This window comes from Bacillus sp. FSL K6-1218 (assembly GCF_038006445.1).
Classification (GTDB): Bacteria; Bacillota; Bacilli; order Bacillales; family Bacillaceae_G; genus Bacillus_A; species Bacillus_A thuringiensis_S.
Window position 1 is genome coordinate 5,041,038 of record NZ_JBBOVE010000001.1, and the last position, 15,543, is coordinate 5,056,580.

Here is a 15,543-nt window from a genome sequence, read left to right on the forward strand (position 1 = left end):
CGTGATAAAAAAGGAATCTATGTCGACATAGATTCCTTTTCCGTAATCATTTTTTTCTCATCATTTTTTTTAATACAAAGTAACCAATTGCACAAACAATAGCAGCAAGTGCAAAGTATTTCACATATGGCCCAGCTACTTTATTAATACTTTCCCACTCTGTGCCTAATTTAAAACCTAAATATACAAACACAATTGACCACGGAATAACAGCTAATGTAGTTAGCGTAATAAACTTAGCATGTGACATTTTCGCAATACCCGCTGGTATCGAAATAGCATGACGCACAACCGGAATAAAACGTGCGGTAAAGATAACGCCAGTTCCGTAACGATTAAACCAATCTTCAGCATAATCAATATGTTTCTTCTGAATTAAAATATATTTTCCATATCGCTCAAGAACAGGTCTTCCTCCGTATCGACCGATCCAATAAATGAATAGTTGTGCAATTACACCACCAATTGTACCAAACGCGACAGCGCCCCAAAATGTAATGCTTCCTGTTGATACTAAATAACCTGCATAAGACAATACGATTTCACTTGGAATAACCTCTAGCATTAATCCAAGCATAATTCCCCAATAACCAAGTCCTTCTAAAAAAACTAAAACCGAATGAATCAACTCTCCTAACATCATTTACCTCTCTTTACTGTTTTCATTGCAAAAATAAAAGTACAAGCAGGAAATATCTTGTACTTTATTTTTTTAAATTTAGTTAGTCTTCGTATCCCACTTAAAGATTTTATTTAAGAATTTATATACATTCTTCGACTCTTTTGTCAGAAGTGGGCCTAAAATGGATAGTATAAGCACGTATAGTGCTGAGAAGGGTTTCAGTACTGACATTAAACCACCGGCGATACCGATATTAGCCATAATGATGGAGAACTCTCCTCGTGAAACGATTGTTAATCCGATATTTGTTGATGCTTTATGAGATAACCCTGCTTGTCTTCCTGCAATCATTCCTGCTACAAAGTTGCCGATTATTGTAAGAAGGACAGCACCTAACGTTAACCATATCGCTCCGCCTAATGAGAACGGATCAATACTTAACCCGAAGCTGAAGAAGAAAATAGCTCCGAAAAAATCTCTGAATGGAACAACAAGATGTTCAATTCGATCACTATGCTCTGTCTCAGAGAAAACTAATCCTAGAAGAAGTGCCCCAATCGCTTCTGCAACGTGAATTGTTTCTGAAAAACCAGCAATGAAGAATAACGAAGCAAATACTACAATAATAAAGATTTCATCTGAGCTAATATTGAGCAATTTATTTAATAACGGCGTAGCCTTTCTAGCTACTATAAAGAATAGAAGCATATATCCTAAAGCAATTCCAATTGAAGTAAGGGCGCCTAAGAAGGAAGCGTGATCCCCTAGTACTAAACCAGAAACAACTGATAAATATACAGCAAGGAATATATCTTCAAACATAATAATTCCTAAAATTAATTCGGTTTCATTATTACCAGTTCTTCTTAAGTCCACTAACACTTTAGCAACGATAGCGCTAGAAGAAATCGTAATAATACCCGCAATAATTAAGATTTCTAGTAATGGGAATCCCATTATAAATCCGTATAACAAACCAAGTGAAAAGTTAATTAAAATATAAATCGTTCCGCCAATCGCAATAGAGCGTCCAGATTTAATTAGTTTTTTCATTGAAAATTCTAATCCTAGATAGAATAGAAGGAATAGAACCCCAATCCGTCCAAGGAAGGAAATTACACTTGCACTTTCAATAAATTTGAGATCGATAACACCTATTGTCGGTGCATGCGGTCCTACTAACATTCCAAGAACAATTAGAAAAGGAATTACTGAGAATTTAAATTTTCCAGCAATTACCGCTGCAATTGCCACTAAAACTAAAGCTGTACCAACTTCAAAAATTAACGTATCCATCTAGTCAGTCCCCCCTATTTGAAAGTAATTCATTAATGATTTTTTTAATTTCTTCTCTCTCACCTGAAACTACAAGCATATCTCCTTCTTCAATTACTGTTTCTGGTCCTGGATTAAATAGCTTCTTCATGTTCTTCTTCATAACCGCGATTATCGTTACGCTATATGTTTTTCTTATTTCAAGATCGCCAATTGTTTTTCCGATTGCTGGAGCTGTATTCTCCACTTTGAACCACTCAATCGCTAAACCTTCAAAAACCATCTCAACATTTTCTAACGCCCTAGGCTTATATACCATTCCACCTAATATTGCTGCGATTTGCCTTGCCTCTGAGTCACGTAGTGAAATACTTGAGATGCTTTCTTCATGGTCTGAATCAAAATGATACATTTCTCTACGCCCATCATCATGAATGACAATTACCATCTTTTCGTTACCTTTCGTAACGATTTGAAACTTATAACCAATACCCGGAAGTTCACTTTCTCTAATATTCATTTTTAGCTCCTCCATAACTTATTTATTTTAATTTTCTGTTTTTCTGTCTTTTATTCATCCAATCAACTTTAGAAATTCTAACCACTCAGGATATTTGTGATTTGGAAATCTTTTATTGTAATAATAAGTTGCCCCTAAAAAGATACTTAAAGATGTAATGATAAAAAACATATTACTTCTCATTTTCAAACTCTCAAGGCTTACTTTCAATAAAGAATCTTCTTTCAAATTATCCCCACTTTCTCGCTTTAAATTTAGTTTTTTAAAATGTAAATAATTCTAAAAATATTACAATGTAACATAATCATAACACAAAAATGATTTAAGTAACATGATTTTTTAGAAAAATTGATTCTCGTATATTTTTTGCATATAATTTTCTTATTACGAAAAAAAGGAAGTGTATTATATGGTTGATATCTTTAGCAGATTCCTTGAGGTAACGAATAATATTTTATGGTCATATATTCTTATTGCAATGCTAATCGGCTTCGGTCTTTACTTCTCTTTTAAATTAAAATTTGTCCAAATTACTCATTTCAGTGAGATGGTCAGCTTAATTAGTAAAGGGTTTAATCGAAAAGAAAAAAAGAAAGATAGCATCTCCCCATTCCAAGCATTTTGCTTAAGTGCAGCAGCACGTATCGGTATCGGGAACTTAGCCGGTGTAGCACTAGCAATTTCAATGGGTGGACCTGGCGCAATATTTTGGATGTGGTTTATCGCAATTATCGGAGCAGCTACTAGTTTCGTAGAATGTACGCTCGCTCAAATTTATAAAGTAAAAGATGGTAGCAGGTTCCGTGGTGGGCCGGCATATTACATGGAAAAAGGATTAAACAAACGCTGGATGGGTATTTGGTTCTCACTTCTTATTACAGTTGCGTACGGATTAATTTTCAATTCAGTACAAGCGAATACAGTAACAATAGCGTTTGAAAATGCTTTTGGACTAGAGCGAACAATCGTAGGAGCTCTATTAGCCTTATTAGTTGCAGTCATTATTTTTGGTGGTATTAAGAGCATTTCACGTATTACAGAAATGATTGTTCCGCCAATGGCAATCGTTTATATCGGCGTGGCAATTTTTGTCGTTATTAACAACTTCAATATGTTACCAAGCATTTTCATGGAAATCTTTAACGGTGCATTCGGTTTAGACCAAGCCATCGCTGGTGGTATTGGAGCAGCAATCAAGTTCGGAATTCAGCGCGGTTTATTCGCGACAGAAGCAGGTATGGGTAGCTCTCCTAACGCAGCAGCAACATCAGATGTATCTCACCCTGTAAAACAAGGACTTGTTCAAGCATTAGGTGTTTTCGTAGATACATTCTTAGTATGTACATCAACAGCATTTATCGTATTATGTTCTGGACTTTACAAAGGATCAAATTTAGAAGGTATCGAATTAACACAAAACGCTTTAAGTTCACAAATCGGACCGTGGGCAAGCACTTTCTTAGCGATTATTATTTTCCTATTCGCTTTCAGTTCTCTACTAGGAAACTACTATTATGGTGAAACAAATATTGCATTCATTAAAGAAAGCAAAACATGGTTAATGATTTATCGTGTTGCAGTTGTCGGAATGGTATTCTTCGGATCAATCGCTGCTCTTAAAACAGTTTGGAGTTTAGCTGATTTATTCATGGGACTAATGGTATTCACAAACTTAATTGCCATCTCATTCCTTAGCAAATTTGCTTACGCTGCATTAGTAGACTATTTGAAGCAAAAGAAACAAGGAAAAGATCCTGTTTTCGTTGCAAGCTCTATCCCTGGTTTACAGAATACAGAGTGCTGGGATGGACAGGATGTAGAAGAAAAACAGAAGGCTGTTTAACAAACAAAGGCCCTATTACTTCACCGTAATAGGGCCTTTTATTTACAACAGTTCATAATTTGTTCAAATTAATTCCAGCAAAAGGGTTGATTTATAGAAATTACTAGATTATAATGATTATAAATTAGTAATTGATATAACATAACAACTCAAAAGGAGATTGATCATAATGAACAAACAAGTAATCGAAGTATTAAACAAACAAGTAGCAGACTGGAGCGTTTTATTCACAAAACTACACAACTTCCATTGGTACGTAAAAGGACCTCAATTCTTCACATTACATGAGAAATTCGAAGAACTTTACACAGAATCAGCTACTCACATCGACGAAATTGCAGAACGTATTTTAGCAATTGGAGGCAAACCAGTAGCAACAATGAAAGAATACTTAGAACTATCTTCTATTCAAGAAGCAGCATACGGAGAAACTGCAGAAGGGATGGTCGAAGCAATCATGAAAGACTACGAAATGATGCTAGTCGAACTGAAAAAAGGCATGGAAATTGCTCAAAACTCTGACGACGAAATGACATCTGACCTACTACTAGGCATCTACACAGAACTAGAAAAACACGCTTGGATGCTACGTGCGTTCTTGAATCAATAATAGATTTAAAAGCGGAAGCGGCTCGTTTAGAACAGGAGGGTGTTGGAACTCCTGATTACGAGGCGCTTTTTGCCTCGAATGAAGGAGTGAAACAACCGACTGTTCTAGCCGCTGGAGCTGGATATCACCTAAAAGCGGAGGTAGCTTGCTCAGAATGTGAGGGGGATGGAGCTTTTGACGTAGAGGCGCTCTTTGCCTCGCAGGAAAAAGCGAAGCCACCGAACATTCTAGCTACCGGAGCTAGATAATAAAATTAAAGCGGAAGCGGCTCGCTCAGAGTCGCTTTTTTCTGTAATGGTTGCACTTAACGGTACACGAAATTATATCAACGATTTTTCAAATATATCGATCATTACTCGAAATATACCAACGATTTTTTCATTATATCAATCATTACCCGCAATATATCAACGATTCGACAAAGGATATCAATTTGCCGACAAATCAAGACAATATCAGCGCCCCTCTCCTCCACTTTCATCACTATATTACAATCTCATCTATGTTAAAATATAGGAAACACCCTTTAGTAAAATAGATCCAAAAGGCTTTTCCAAATTCATCATTTACTACTTAAATGACGGGAGCGGTTCAGTTGAAAGACTACTTAATTAGAGCATTTTTTGCGTTGATAACAGTTGGGATTCTCTTACTTATAGCTAATATTTTTAATATACGTGTCGAGGTGAAAGACTATGCTTTCCTCGTTGTCGTAGCAATTGGTGGCGGCTGGGGTGGCTGGTACCTATATAAAAAACAAAGCAATCAAAATGATAAAGGCATTCCAAAGTAATATGGAATGCCTCTTTTATTGCCTTCTGTAATAAATAATGAAATTCAGACCACTAATACAATCAATCGTAATAAACATACAAAACGATTGTGGATCTCCACCTAGATCATACTCATCAACGATAAAGCCGGACATAAACAACGTTATCGCAGTAACACCGATACATAATACCGAGATAAACCAAAGTGAAAATTCATTAATCAGCTCTTTCTTCTGCCTTAAAACAATTAGCATAACAAGTATAGATGCCGCTAATATACATTTGAAAACCGGCCTTAAATACACAAACTCCTCCATCTATTTCTCCTTTCCCAAAAACATTACATCTAAACATTAACATATTTAACCAAATTAAAAACACATGCCATCTTAAATTAAAACGACATGTGTTTCCGTATTTGCTATGATAGTTGCTTCCACTTCGTTCCCAAAACAGGACGCTCATAATTTTGGATTGCATGAATTAGTTTATCTGCTGTCTCAGCTGAAACGATCAATTCTTTATTTGATGGATTCATAAATCCTTCTTCTGCTGCACGTTCAACCATTTGCAAAATTGGTCCGTAAAAACCTTTTATGTTTAATAAACCAACCGGCTTATTATGTATACCAATTTGTGACCAACATACAACTTCAAATAGTTCTTCAAACGTTCCGTATCCGCCTGGAAGCGCAATAAAAGCATCCGCAAGCTCTGCCATTTTCGCTTTACGTTCATGCATTGTCTCTACTTCAATTAATTCTGTTAATCCTGTATGCACAATTTCTCCTCGGAATAGACCGCGTGGCATAACACCTGTTACACGTCCACCTAAACGAAGAACTTCGTTTGCTACTTCTCCCATTAATCCAACGCATGAACCACCGTATACGAGCTCATACTCGTTCTCAACAAACATTTTACCTAACTGAATTGCCTGCTCTTTGAATTCTGGTCTCTCCCCTAAATTAGAACCTGCAAACACACAAATCTTTCTCATTCCTACACCCCGAAACTATATATTGTTATGATACAATGAACATTGTACAACATATTGAGGAGATGAGGAAGAAATGGATATCGTTGCATTTCAAAGATGGGTTGAGGAATTTTACGAAAAACGAAGCTGGTCACAGTATAATGCCTTTATTCGCTTAAATTTCTTAAACGAGGAAGTTGGGGAAGTTTCACGAGTCGTTCGTGCTATTGAAATCGGCCGCGATCGCCCTGATGAAGATGCGAAAACAGAAGAAGAGCTAAAACAAGAACTAAAAGAAGAACTTGGCGATGTACTATCTAACCTTATTATTCTTTCGCAAAAATATGATTTAGACTTACAAGACATTATGGACGCACACGTCACAAAGCTTTCGAAAAGGTTCGAAGTATCTAAATGAGAATATTATCAATTATGGTATAATATTCTTGTCACAATACTAAGGGGGATTTTATGTTATCAAAAAAATTGCACGACGCATTAAATGAACAAATGAACTTTGAATTTTACTCTGCCCATGCTTATATGGCAATGGCTGCTTACTGTACAGCTGAGAGCTATGATGGATTCGCTAACTTTTTCCTTGTACAAGCTGAAGAAGAACGTTTCCACGCAATGAAGCTTTACAACTATATTAATGACCGCGGAGAGCGCGCTATTATTACTGGATTTGATAATCCGAATAACGAATACGAATCTGTATTAAACGCTTTTGAAGTCGCACTTGAGCACGAGCGTGAAGTAACGAAACGTATTTACAACTTATCTGATATCGCTTGGGATGAGCGTGAACATGCAACAATTACATTCTTAAAATGGTTCGTTGACGAACAAGTTGAAGAAGAAGCTTCATTCGATAGCATCATCCAAAAACTAAAACGTATTACAAGCGATTCAAACGCACTGTTTATGCTAGATGCTGAATTAGAGAAACGTACATTTACGCCTCCAGCTGAGTAATATTTCAATCACCTTAATACATGTATTAAGGTGATTTTTTTGTTTGCTCTCTATCTTAAAATCACCTTAAATTTCCTCATATTTGACATAGTGCCAGATATAAAATGGTATTATTTTCAATATAAAAACGAATATACGAGGAGAGGAAAAATGAATCAACGTGTAGAAGCTGTTGATGCAATTCGTGGTTTCGCTTTGTTTGGCATTTTACTAGTCAATATGACATTAATTCAATTTGGGTTCTTCACCAGTGAAAAACCAACTTATCTATTTGGCGATCTTGATAAAGCTGCTAATTGGTTTATTCAATTTTTCGGCACACATAACTTTATATCCCTATTTTCTTTTCTATTTGGGCTTAGCATTATTTTGTTACAAAAAAGTATTATCGTAAAAGGAAAAAAATTCTTCCCCACATACATAAGACGTATTATCATTCTTTTACTACTCGGCTACATTCATGGCACTTTTGTTTGGGAGGGAGATATTTTATTTGCATACGGAATAATCGGGATTTTTTTAATGATATTCATCAATCGAAAACCGAAAACTTTGCTTATTTGGGCGATTATTCTACTCGCACTTACTACACTTATGTCTTATCAAACTGATCCATCTACAAATATAAATGATTTCGCACCTTATACTGAAAAAGAACATAAAGTCCATCAAACTGGAAGCTATATGGATCACGTCAACTTTAGATTGACTGAAAATCCTTTTGATTACATGGGAATTGACGGTGCATTCGGATTATTTTTCATATCAGTTTTCGCAATAATTTTTATGTCTCCACTGTTCCTACTCGGAATGTATGTAGGGAAAAAAGGCTGGCTATTTGAGGTCAGTAAACATATACCTGCTGTCAAAAAAATCTGGTTTGTCACTGGTCTCTTCTCTTTTACAATTAAAATCTTAGCTATGTTCGTAAAGCATCCGATTTTAATTATGTTACAAGATGGCCTTACACCAGTAACTATGACCTTCTTTTACGGAAGTACGATTATTTTATTATTCCATTACAAAAAAGCATCTCGTCTACTAACCTACATGGCGAACATGGGAAAAATGTCCGTTAGTAATTACTTAGCACAATCTATTATCGCAACAACTATTTTTTACGCATATGGATTTGGCTTATACGGTAAAATCGGTTATTTCTTCGGTATTCTTTTAACCATTGGAATTTATACGATTCAATTATTCGTTAGCACCTATTGGCTCCAGAAATACCGGATGGGTCCAGTGGAATATGTGTGGAGACTGGGAACTTATTTAGAGAAACCACGTTTTAAAAGAGATTTGGATAAAGCAAGTTAAACAAAAAAGCAATGAGCCTACGCTCATTGCTTTTCTTAATTTATTAAAGCATAACACCAACGATAATCGCTGATAATATACTTACTAACGTTGCACCGTATACAAGTTTTAAACCGAATGATGATACAACGTTTGCTTGTTTGCCATCGATACTCTTCGTTGCACCTGCGATAATTCCGATAGATGAGAAATTCGCAAATGATACAAGGAAGATAGATAAAATACCTACTGTACGAGCTGATAAATCGCCAGCCACTTTTCCAAGGTCAAGCATTGCAACGAATTCATTCGTTACTAATTTTGTTGCCATAATTTGTCCTGCTTGTAACATCTCTGATGTTGGAATACCCATTACGAATGCTAATGGTGAGAAGATGTATCCTAAAATGCTTTGGAATGTGATTCCGAAAATTGAATCGAATACACCATTAATTGCTGTAATTAATGCTACGAAACCAATTAACATCGCCGCTACTGTTACAGCGATAGAGAAACCAAGCATAATATATTCGCCTAACATTTCAAAGAATGTTTGTTTCTTGTCTTCTTGTAATTCTAAAATATCGTCTTCTTCTTTTACTTCATATGGATTAATGATATGAACGATAATGAATCCACTGAATAAGTTTAATACAAGTGCTGTTACTACATATTTTGGATCAATCATTTTCATATAAGAGCCGACGATTGACATCGATACTGTAGACATCGAAGATGCACAAAGTGTGTATAAACGATTTTTCGGTAATTTGCTTAGTTGATCTTTTACTGTAATGAATACTTCCCCTTGACCAACGATTGCAGCTGCTACCGCATTATATGATTCTAGTTTTCCTAAACCGTTAACTTTACTTAATAGGAAACCGACTGCACGAATGATAATCGGTAAAACTTTAATATGTTGCAGGATCCCGATTAATACTGCTAAGAAAATAATCGGTAATAATACTGTTAAGAAGAATGGTGCTTGTCCATCGTTTGCTAGACCACCAAATACGAAGTTAACCCCAGCTTCCGCAAATTTTAAAATAGAACCAAATCCATCTGCGATCCCTTTTACTAATACAAATCCGACCTTTGTATTTAGTAAGAAATACGCAAGTACCAATTGAATGACAAGCATAAGTGCAATTGGTTTATATTTAATTTTCTTACGATCTGAACTGATAAGGAAACCTAGTACAAACACTACAAGTAAACCGACTAGAAACATTACTATTTTCATATGTGAATCCCCCACTTCTCCCACGAGTTATTGGTCGTATAACGTATAACGAATGACGTCTGACCATTGTTGTTAAAAAAATTTAAAACCCCTAAAAACTATTCAACTGTCATCTAAAATCAGTAAGCGTTTACATAAATTGCAATTTATAAAAGGTAGCTTCTTCTCTCCTACCATACTTGAAAGTCTGAAATTGATACCACCTACAAATCAAATTGTAAGCGTTATCTAGTCGAAATGCAATATAAATTTTAAAAGATTTTTATATGTTAATATATTCCTAATTAATTGGTTTTTTCATGTAAATTTACCATAAAAAAATAGCCCTAGCTATGAGCTAGAGCCATCCTTTTTTTACCCCGCTTTAACGGGCAGTAAGACCCCCATCTCAACATTCAGCGAAAACAAAGAAGTTAGATGGGTGATTAACTGCCCATAAAAGCCCGATTGGTGAGGGCTGATAATCAGCGGGGGATAAAGCTCCCCCCACTAATTAAAGTTTCACTTTATAACATAACACCAACGATAATCGCTGATAAAATACTTACTAATGTCGCACCGTACACAAGGCGTAGACCGAATGATGATACAACATTTGATTGATTTTCATCGATACCTTTCGTTGCACCTGCGATAATTCCGATAGATGAGAAGTTCGCAAATGATACAAGGAATACAGAAAGAATACCAACTGTACGAGCCGATAAATCACCAGCTACTTTTCCAAGATCAAGCATCGCAACAAACTCGTTTGATACTAGTTTTGTTGCCATAATTTGTCCCGCTGTTACCATTTCTGCCTGCGGGATGCCCATTACGAATGCTAATGGTGAGAAAATATATCCTAAAATAGCTTGGAATGTAATACCGAACATTGAATCAAACAAGCTATTAATTGCTGTAATTAATGCTACGAAACCAAGTAACATTGCCGCTACTGTGATCGCGATTGTGAAACCAAGCATAATATATTCGCTTAGCATTTCAAAGAATGATTGTTTCTTCTTATTTTCTAATTTCAGTGTATCTTCTTCTTCTGTAATATCGTACGGGTTAATAATATGAATAATAATGAAACCACTAAATAAATTTAATACAAGTGCTGTTACTACATATTTTGGCTCAATCATTTTCATATAAGAACCCACAATTGACATCGATACTGTCGACATAGAAGATGCACATAATGTATATAAACGATGTTTTGGGATTTTACTTAATTGATCTTTTACTGTAATAAATACTTCTGCTTGTCCAACAATGGCAGCTGCTACTGCGTTATATGATTCTAGTTTTCCTAGACCATTTACTTTACTTAACAACGTACCAATAGCACGAATAAATATTGGTAAAATTTTAAAGTGTTGCAGAATTCCGATTAAAACCGCAAAGAATACGATTGGTAATAGCGCTGTTAAGAAGAATGAAACCTCTCCTTTATTAACAAGACCACCAAATACGAAAACGATTCCAGCTTCCGCATATCCAAGAAGTGCGCCAAATCCATCTGAAATTCCTTTTACTAAAATATAACCAACTTGCGTATTTAATAAGAAATAAGATAATACTAGCTGAATAATAAGCATAATTGCGATTGGTTTATACTTAATCTTCTTTCGATCGGCACTTATAAGAAAACCGAGTACAAATACAACGAGTAATCCTACAAGGAACATAACAAACTTCATTAATAAAATCCTCCATTTAACTCTTCATTAACGTTGAACGTCTGACCATTCGAAACAAGAAATAATCCGAACTTTCCATTTCTCCTCCAAAACCTTCAATCGGATAGGAAAGATCATAAAACCTCTTATTTCAAAGGCATTTTCCATTCTAACATAAATCACAATTCATATCCGCACTTTTCTTAAAAAAATACATTTTATTATGAAACATTCATGAACGTTCGTCTTTTTCATTATAAAGCGAAACTTTAATGAACGGGAGTTTCACTTCACACAAATAGCCGAACCAACAAAAAATGAGCATCAAGTTTCACTTGATGCTCACCTCATTATACTGCTTTTTCTTTATCAGCTACCGCTGGCTTATCCCAACACTCTGTATTGTTCAAACCTGGAATAGACTCCGCATAAAAGACTGGATCTTTCCCTTGTTTCTTTTGCTTAATATAATCTGATAACGCTGCGAAAGCGTACTTAGAAAGGAATACAATTGCTACTAAGTTAATAACAGCCATAATTCCCATAAATAAATCTGCTAAATCCCAAACGATTTGAATTGTCGCTACAGATCCTAGCATAACCATACCAAGTACAGCAATGCGGTATGCATTTAATAGCACTTTACTTCCATTTAAGAATTCAATATTTGTTTCACCATAGTAGTAGTTACCTACTAATGAACTAAATGCAAACAAGAAGATTGCAACTGCTACAAATATAGAAGCCCATGGACCGATATGTTGACTTAACGCCTGCTGCGTTAATTGAATTCCATTTAAATCAGCTGCATTATGAACATCTGATAAAAGAATAATAAATGCTGTACAACTACAAATTAATAATGTATCTGTAAATACCCCTAAAGTTTGAATGAACCCTTGTTTAACTGGGTGCGTTACGTTTGCAGTCGCTGCTGCGTTCGGCGCACTACCCATACCTGCTTCATTTGAGAATAATCCACGTTTTACTCCTAATAAAATCGCAGCTCCTAATCCTCCACCTACTACTTCTTTAATTCCGAAAGCATGTAAGAAAATTTCTTTAAATACATATGGAATTGCCGTAATGTTTGTTACAACAACAAATAATGCCACTGCTACATAAATAATTGCCATTACTGGAACAATCATTTCAACCGCGCGAGCAATTCGTTTTACTCCGCCGAAAATAATAACTGCAAGTAAACCAGCCATAACAAGACCTACTAATCTACTATCTGTTTTGAATGCCCCATCAAAAGCTGCTGCTACAGTATTAGACTGTACAGCGTTAAAAATCAATCCGAAACTCACTGTTATTAAAACAGAGAAAATAGCTCCAAGCCAGCGCTTATTTAATCCCTTTTCCATATAATACGCTGGACCTCCACGGAACGCATTCCCATCTTTCACTTTATAAATTTGCGCTAATGTGCTCTCTACAAATGCAGAAGCACCCCCAATTACCGCGATTAACCACATCCAAAATACTGCTCCTGGACCACCAGCTGAGATCGCAATAGCTACACCAGCTAAGTTACCAGTACCTACACGAGAAGCTGTACTCATACAAAACGCTTGGAATGATGATACACCACTCTTCTCTTTTTGCGCTTTCCTCGTTTTCGAGCTTGCCCCATCCCCAAGCAAACGAATCATTTCACCGAAGTAACGAACTTGGACAAATTTCACACGAAATGAAAAATAGAGTCCTAACCCAATTAACATCGCAATAATGATATATGACCAAAGGACATTATTTACATCCCCAATTACCTTAGTTAAAAAATCCATATTTGCATTGCCCCCTCTTCCTAACAATAAGAAAATTATATTCTAAAAACTTTAAGTAATCAAGAACTTTATGTTAGGTTTTATGACATGAGTGTGTTACCTATCTTAACACGCGTGTCTTTTCACATAAAAACATAGCCATTACATGCATTTATCCAATATTCAATCACTTATCCTATTCGAGCAGTCATACTTTTAAAACAGTACGTTCCCCACAAATAACGAGAGAGAGAGAAATAAACAAAAAAGTTATATTAATAATTACCTCTCATCCTTTTCATCATTTACTACAACAAAAAAAGGCGAGCATCGAATTTACCTCGATGCTCACCTTTTCAATTACACTGCTTTTTCTTTATCTGTTACCGCTGACTTATCCCAGCACTCTGTATTCGTTAAACCAGGAATAGAATCTGCACTGAAGACTGGATCTTTCCCTTGTTTCTTTTGCCTTACATAGTCTGCAAATGCCGCATACGCAAATCGGCCAAGAAGTGTAATCGCAATTAAGTTCGTGATTACCATTAGACCCATAAATAAGTCTGCCATATTCCATACAACTTGAAGCGTCGCAACAGAACCGAATAATACCATTCCAACTACCGCAATACGGTAAATTGTTAACCACGTTTTACTTTGCTTAATGAATTCAATATTTGTTTCACCATAATAGTAGTTTCCTAGAAGTGAACTAAATGCAAATAAGAAAATAATAATCGCTAAGAAACTGCTCGCCCATGGGCCAATTTGTGAACTTAATGCATTTTGTGTTAATTCAATACCTTCTAAATTCGTTGCTTTATACGCACCAGAACATAGTACGATAAATGCTGTTGATGTACATACTAAGAATGTATCTACTAATACTCCAATTGTTTGAATAAAACCTTGTTTTGCTGGATGCGTTACATCAGCTGTTGCTGCCGCGTTCGGCGCACTACCCATACCTGCTTCGTTCGCAAATAATCCGCGCTGAATACCATATTTCATCGCAGCACCGATACCACCGCCTACAGCTGAATCTAAACCGAATGCACCTTTAAAGATTTCCGTAAACACATCTGGTATTAAATAGAAGTTTTTAATGACAACAAAAATCGCTACTGCAATATAAATAAGCGCCATTGGCGGAACGATCATTTCCGACATACGTGCAATACTTTTTACACCACCAAAAATAATAACCCCAACTAATGCAGCTAATACAATCCCAACAATATAACGCTCTAAACCAAATGCATTTTCAAACGCTAATGTTACTGTATTTGCTTGTACTGAGTTGAAAATTAAACCGTAACTAATTGTAATCAGAATAGAGAACCAAATCCCCATCCAACGTTTATTTAAACCTTTTTCCATATAATAAGCAGGACCACCACGGAAGCCACTGCCATCTTTTATTTTATAAATTTGCGCAAGCGTACTCTCTACGAAACTTGAAGACGCACCGATAATCGCAATAACCCACATCCAAAATACCGCTCCAGGTCCTCCCATAGAAATAGCTAGCGCTACACCAGCTAAGTTCCCGATACCAATACGAGCTGCAGAACTCATACAAAATGCTTGGAACGATGATACGCTGCCCTTTTTACGTGTCTTGCCAGTTAGTCCATCACTCATTAAACGAATCATTTCCCCTAAATGAGTAATTTGTACGAATTTCAATTTAATAGAAAAATAAAGCCCTAAACCAATTAACATTGCAATAAGAATATATGACCAAAGAATCGTATTCGTCGACGAAACGAATTGTTCCAAAATATTCATACAATTAACCCCTCCTTTTCTCCATAAATCGAATTATATTCAAAAAATATTCAAAAATCAACATTTTTCGACAGCTTGCGACTTCCAAATATTAGGCACCTTTCAGTAGATGCATTGTTCTTTTGTGATTTTACTTTTACAAACTGTGCATACTAAACAAAAAATAAT

16 protein-coding genes are annotated in these 15,543 nt (G+C 35.7%); 7 read left to right on the top strand and 9 right to left on the bottom strand.

Annotated features, from left to right (window positions below):
* Positions 1 to 46: 46 nt before the first annotated feature.
* The 3 genes from MHI26_RS25970 to MHI26_RS25980 all read right to left on the bottom strand — a co-directional run bounded on the left by MHI26_RS25970 (position 47) and on the right by MHI26_RS25980 (position 2,417).
* Positions 47 to 640: a DedA family protein gene (locus tag MHI26_RS25970; RefSeq protein ID WP_000900215.1), complete on the bottom strand. Its 594-nt coding sequence runs from the start codon at positions 638 to 640 to the stop codon at positions 47 to 49.
* A gap of 78 nt (positions 641 to 718) precedes the next feature.
* Positions 719 to 1,918 carry a cation:proton antiporter gene (locus MHI26_RS25975; protein ID WP_000380223.1) on the bottom strand — a complete coding sequence of 400 codons (1,200 nt, stop codon included), beginning with the start codon at positions 1,916 to 1,918 and terminating at the stop codon, positions 719 to 721.
* Between the two features lie 4 nt (positions 1,919 to 1,922).
* Positions 1,923 to 2,417, bottom strand: coding sequence for a cation:proton antiporter regulatory subunit (locus tag MHI26_RS25980; RefSeq protein ID WP_001026075.1), 495 nt, complete (start codon positions 2,415 to 2,417; stop codon positions 1,923 to 1,925).
* A 409-nt stretch (positions 2,418 to 2,826) separates the two neighbouring features.
* On the opposite strand from MHI26_RS25980, the gene MHI26_RS25985 reads away from it, so the two are divergent.
* The 4 genes from MHI26_RS25985 (at position 2,827) to MHI26_RS26000 (ending at position 5,663) form a co-directional block, all read left to right on the top strand.
* Positions 2,827 to 4,260, top strand: a complete 1,434-nt coding sequence (locus tag MHI26_RS25985) for an alanine/glycine:cation symporter family protein (protein WP_061666132.1) — start codon at positions 2,827 to 2,829, stop codon at positions 4,258 to 4,260.
* Positions 4,261 to 4,429: 169 nt separating this feature from the next.
* A complete protein-coding gene (locus MHI26_RS25990) occupies positions 4,430 to 4,870 on the top strand; it encodes a Dps family protein (protein WP_001041897.1) in 441 nt (146 codons plus the stop codon).
* Entirely contained in the window at positions 4,840 to 5,118 is a 279-nt protein-coding gene (locus MHI26_RS25995; RefSeq protein ID WP_061666133.1) for a hypothetical protein, read from the top strand. The genes MHI26_RS25990 and MHI26_RS25995 overlap by 31 nt, the downstream gene beginning before the upstream one ends.
* A gap of 347 nt (positions 5,119 to 5,465) precedes the next feature.
* Positions 5,466 to 5,663, top strand: a complete 198-nt coding sequence (locus MHI26_RS26000) for a hypothetical protein (RefSeq protein WP_000656312.1) — start codon at positions 5,466 to 5,468, stop codon at positions 5,661 to 5,663.
* Positions 5,664 to 5,678: 15 nt separating this feature from the next.
* On the opposite strand, the gene MHI26_RS26005 is transcribed toward MHI26_RS26000, so the two are convergent.
* Both MHI26_RS26005 and MHI26_RS26010 read right to left on the bottom strand, forming a co-directional pair.
* On the bottom strand, positions 5,679 to 5,960 hold the full coding sequence (locus MHI26_RS26005) for a hypothetical protein (protein ID WP_061666134.1): 282 nt from the start codon (positions 5,958 to 5,960) through the stop codon (positions 5,679 to 5,681).
* A 104-nt stretch (positions 5,961 to 6,064) separates the two neighbouring features.
* Positions 6,065 to 6,643 carry an LOG family protein gene (locus MHI26_RS26010; protein ID WP_001225756.1) on the bottom strand — a complete coding sequence of 193 codons (579 nt, stop codon included), beginning with the start codon at positions 6,641 to 6,643 and terminating at the stop codon, positions 6,065 to 6,067.
* Between the two features lie 73 nt (positions 6,644 to 6,716).
* Between MHI26_RS26010 and MHI26_RS26015 the strand changes: the two genes are divergently transcribed.
* The 3 genes from MHI26_RS26015 to MHI26_RS26025 all read left to right on the top strand — a co-directional run bounded on the left by MHI26_RS26015 (position 6,717) and on the right by MHI26_RS26025 (position 8,920).
* Positions 6,717 to 7,040 (top strand): MazG nucleotide pyrophosphohydrolase domain-containing protein, encoded by a 324-nt coding sequence (locus MHI26_RS26015; protein ID WP_000355741.1) that lies wholly within the window; start codon positions 6,717 to 6,719, stop codon positions 7,038 to 7,040.
* Between the two features lie 53 nt (positions 7,041 to 7,093).
* Positions 7,094 to 7,600, top strand: a complete 507-nt coding sequence (locus MHI26_RS26020) for a ferritin (protein WP_000949403.1) — start codon at positions 7,094 to 7,096, stop codon at positions 7,598 to 7,600.
* Between the two features lie 150 nt (positions 7,601 to 7,750).
* Positions 7,751 to 8,920 carry a DUF418 domain-containing protein gene (locus tag MHI26_RS26025; protein ID WP_061666135.1) on the top strand — a complete coding sequence of 390 codons (1,170 nt, stop codon included), beginning with the start codon at positions 7,751 to 7,753 and terminating at the stop codon, positions 8,918 to 8,920.
* Between the two features lie 43 nt (positions 8,921 to 8,963).
* Here MHI26_RS26025 and MHI26_RS26030 read toward each other — a convergent pair whose 3' ends face one another.
* The 4 genes from MHI26_RS26030 to MHI26_RS26045 form a co-directional block, all read right to left on the bottom strand.
* On the bottom strand, positions 8,964 to 10,145 hold the full coding sequence (locus MHI26_RS26030) for a NupC/NupG family nucleoside CNT transporter (protein ID WP_000706853.1): 1,182 nt from the start codon (positions 10,143 to 10,145) through the stop codon (positions 8,964 to 8,966).
* Between the two features lie 506 nt (positions 10,146 to 10,651).
* Positions 10,652 to 11,833 carry a NupC/NupG family nucleoside CNT transporter gene (locus MHI26_RS26035; RefSeq protein WP_000673845.1) on the bottom strand — a complete coding sequence of 394 codons (1,182 nt, stop codon included), beginning with the start codon at positions 11,831 to 11,833 and terminating at the stop codon, positions 10,652 to 10,654.
* A 329-nt stretch (positions 11,834 to 12,162) separates the two neighbouring features.
* Positions 12,163 to 13,605 (bottom strand): alanine/glycine:cation symporter family protein, encoded by a 1,443-nt coding sequence (locus tag MHI26_RS26040; protein ID WP_061666136.1) that lies wholly within the window; start codon positions 13,603 to 13,605, stop codon positions 12,163 to 12,165.
* Positions 13,606 to 13,944: 339 nt separating this feature from the next.
* Positions 13,945 to 15,375, bottom strand: a complete 1,431-nt coding sequence (locus MHI26_RS26045; RefSeq protein ID WP_061666137.1) for an alanine/glycine:cation symporter family protein — start codon at positions 15,373 to 15,375, stop codon at positions 13,945 to 13,947.
* Positions 15,376 to 15,543: the final 168 nt, after the last annotated feature.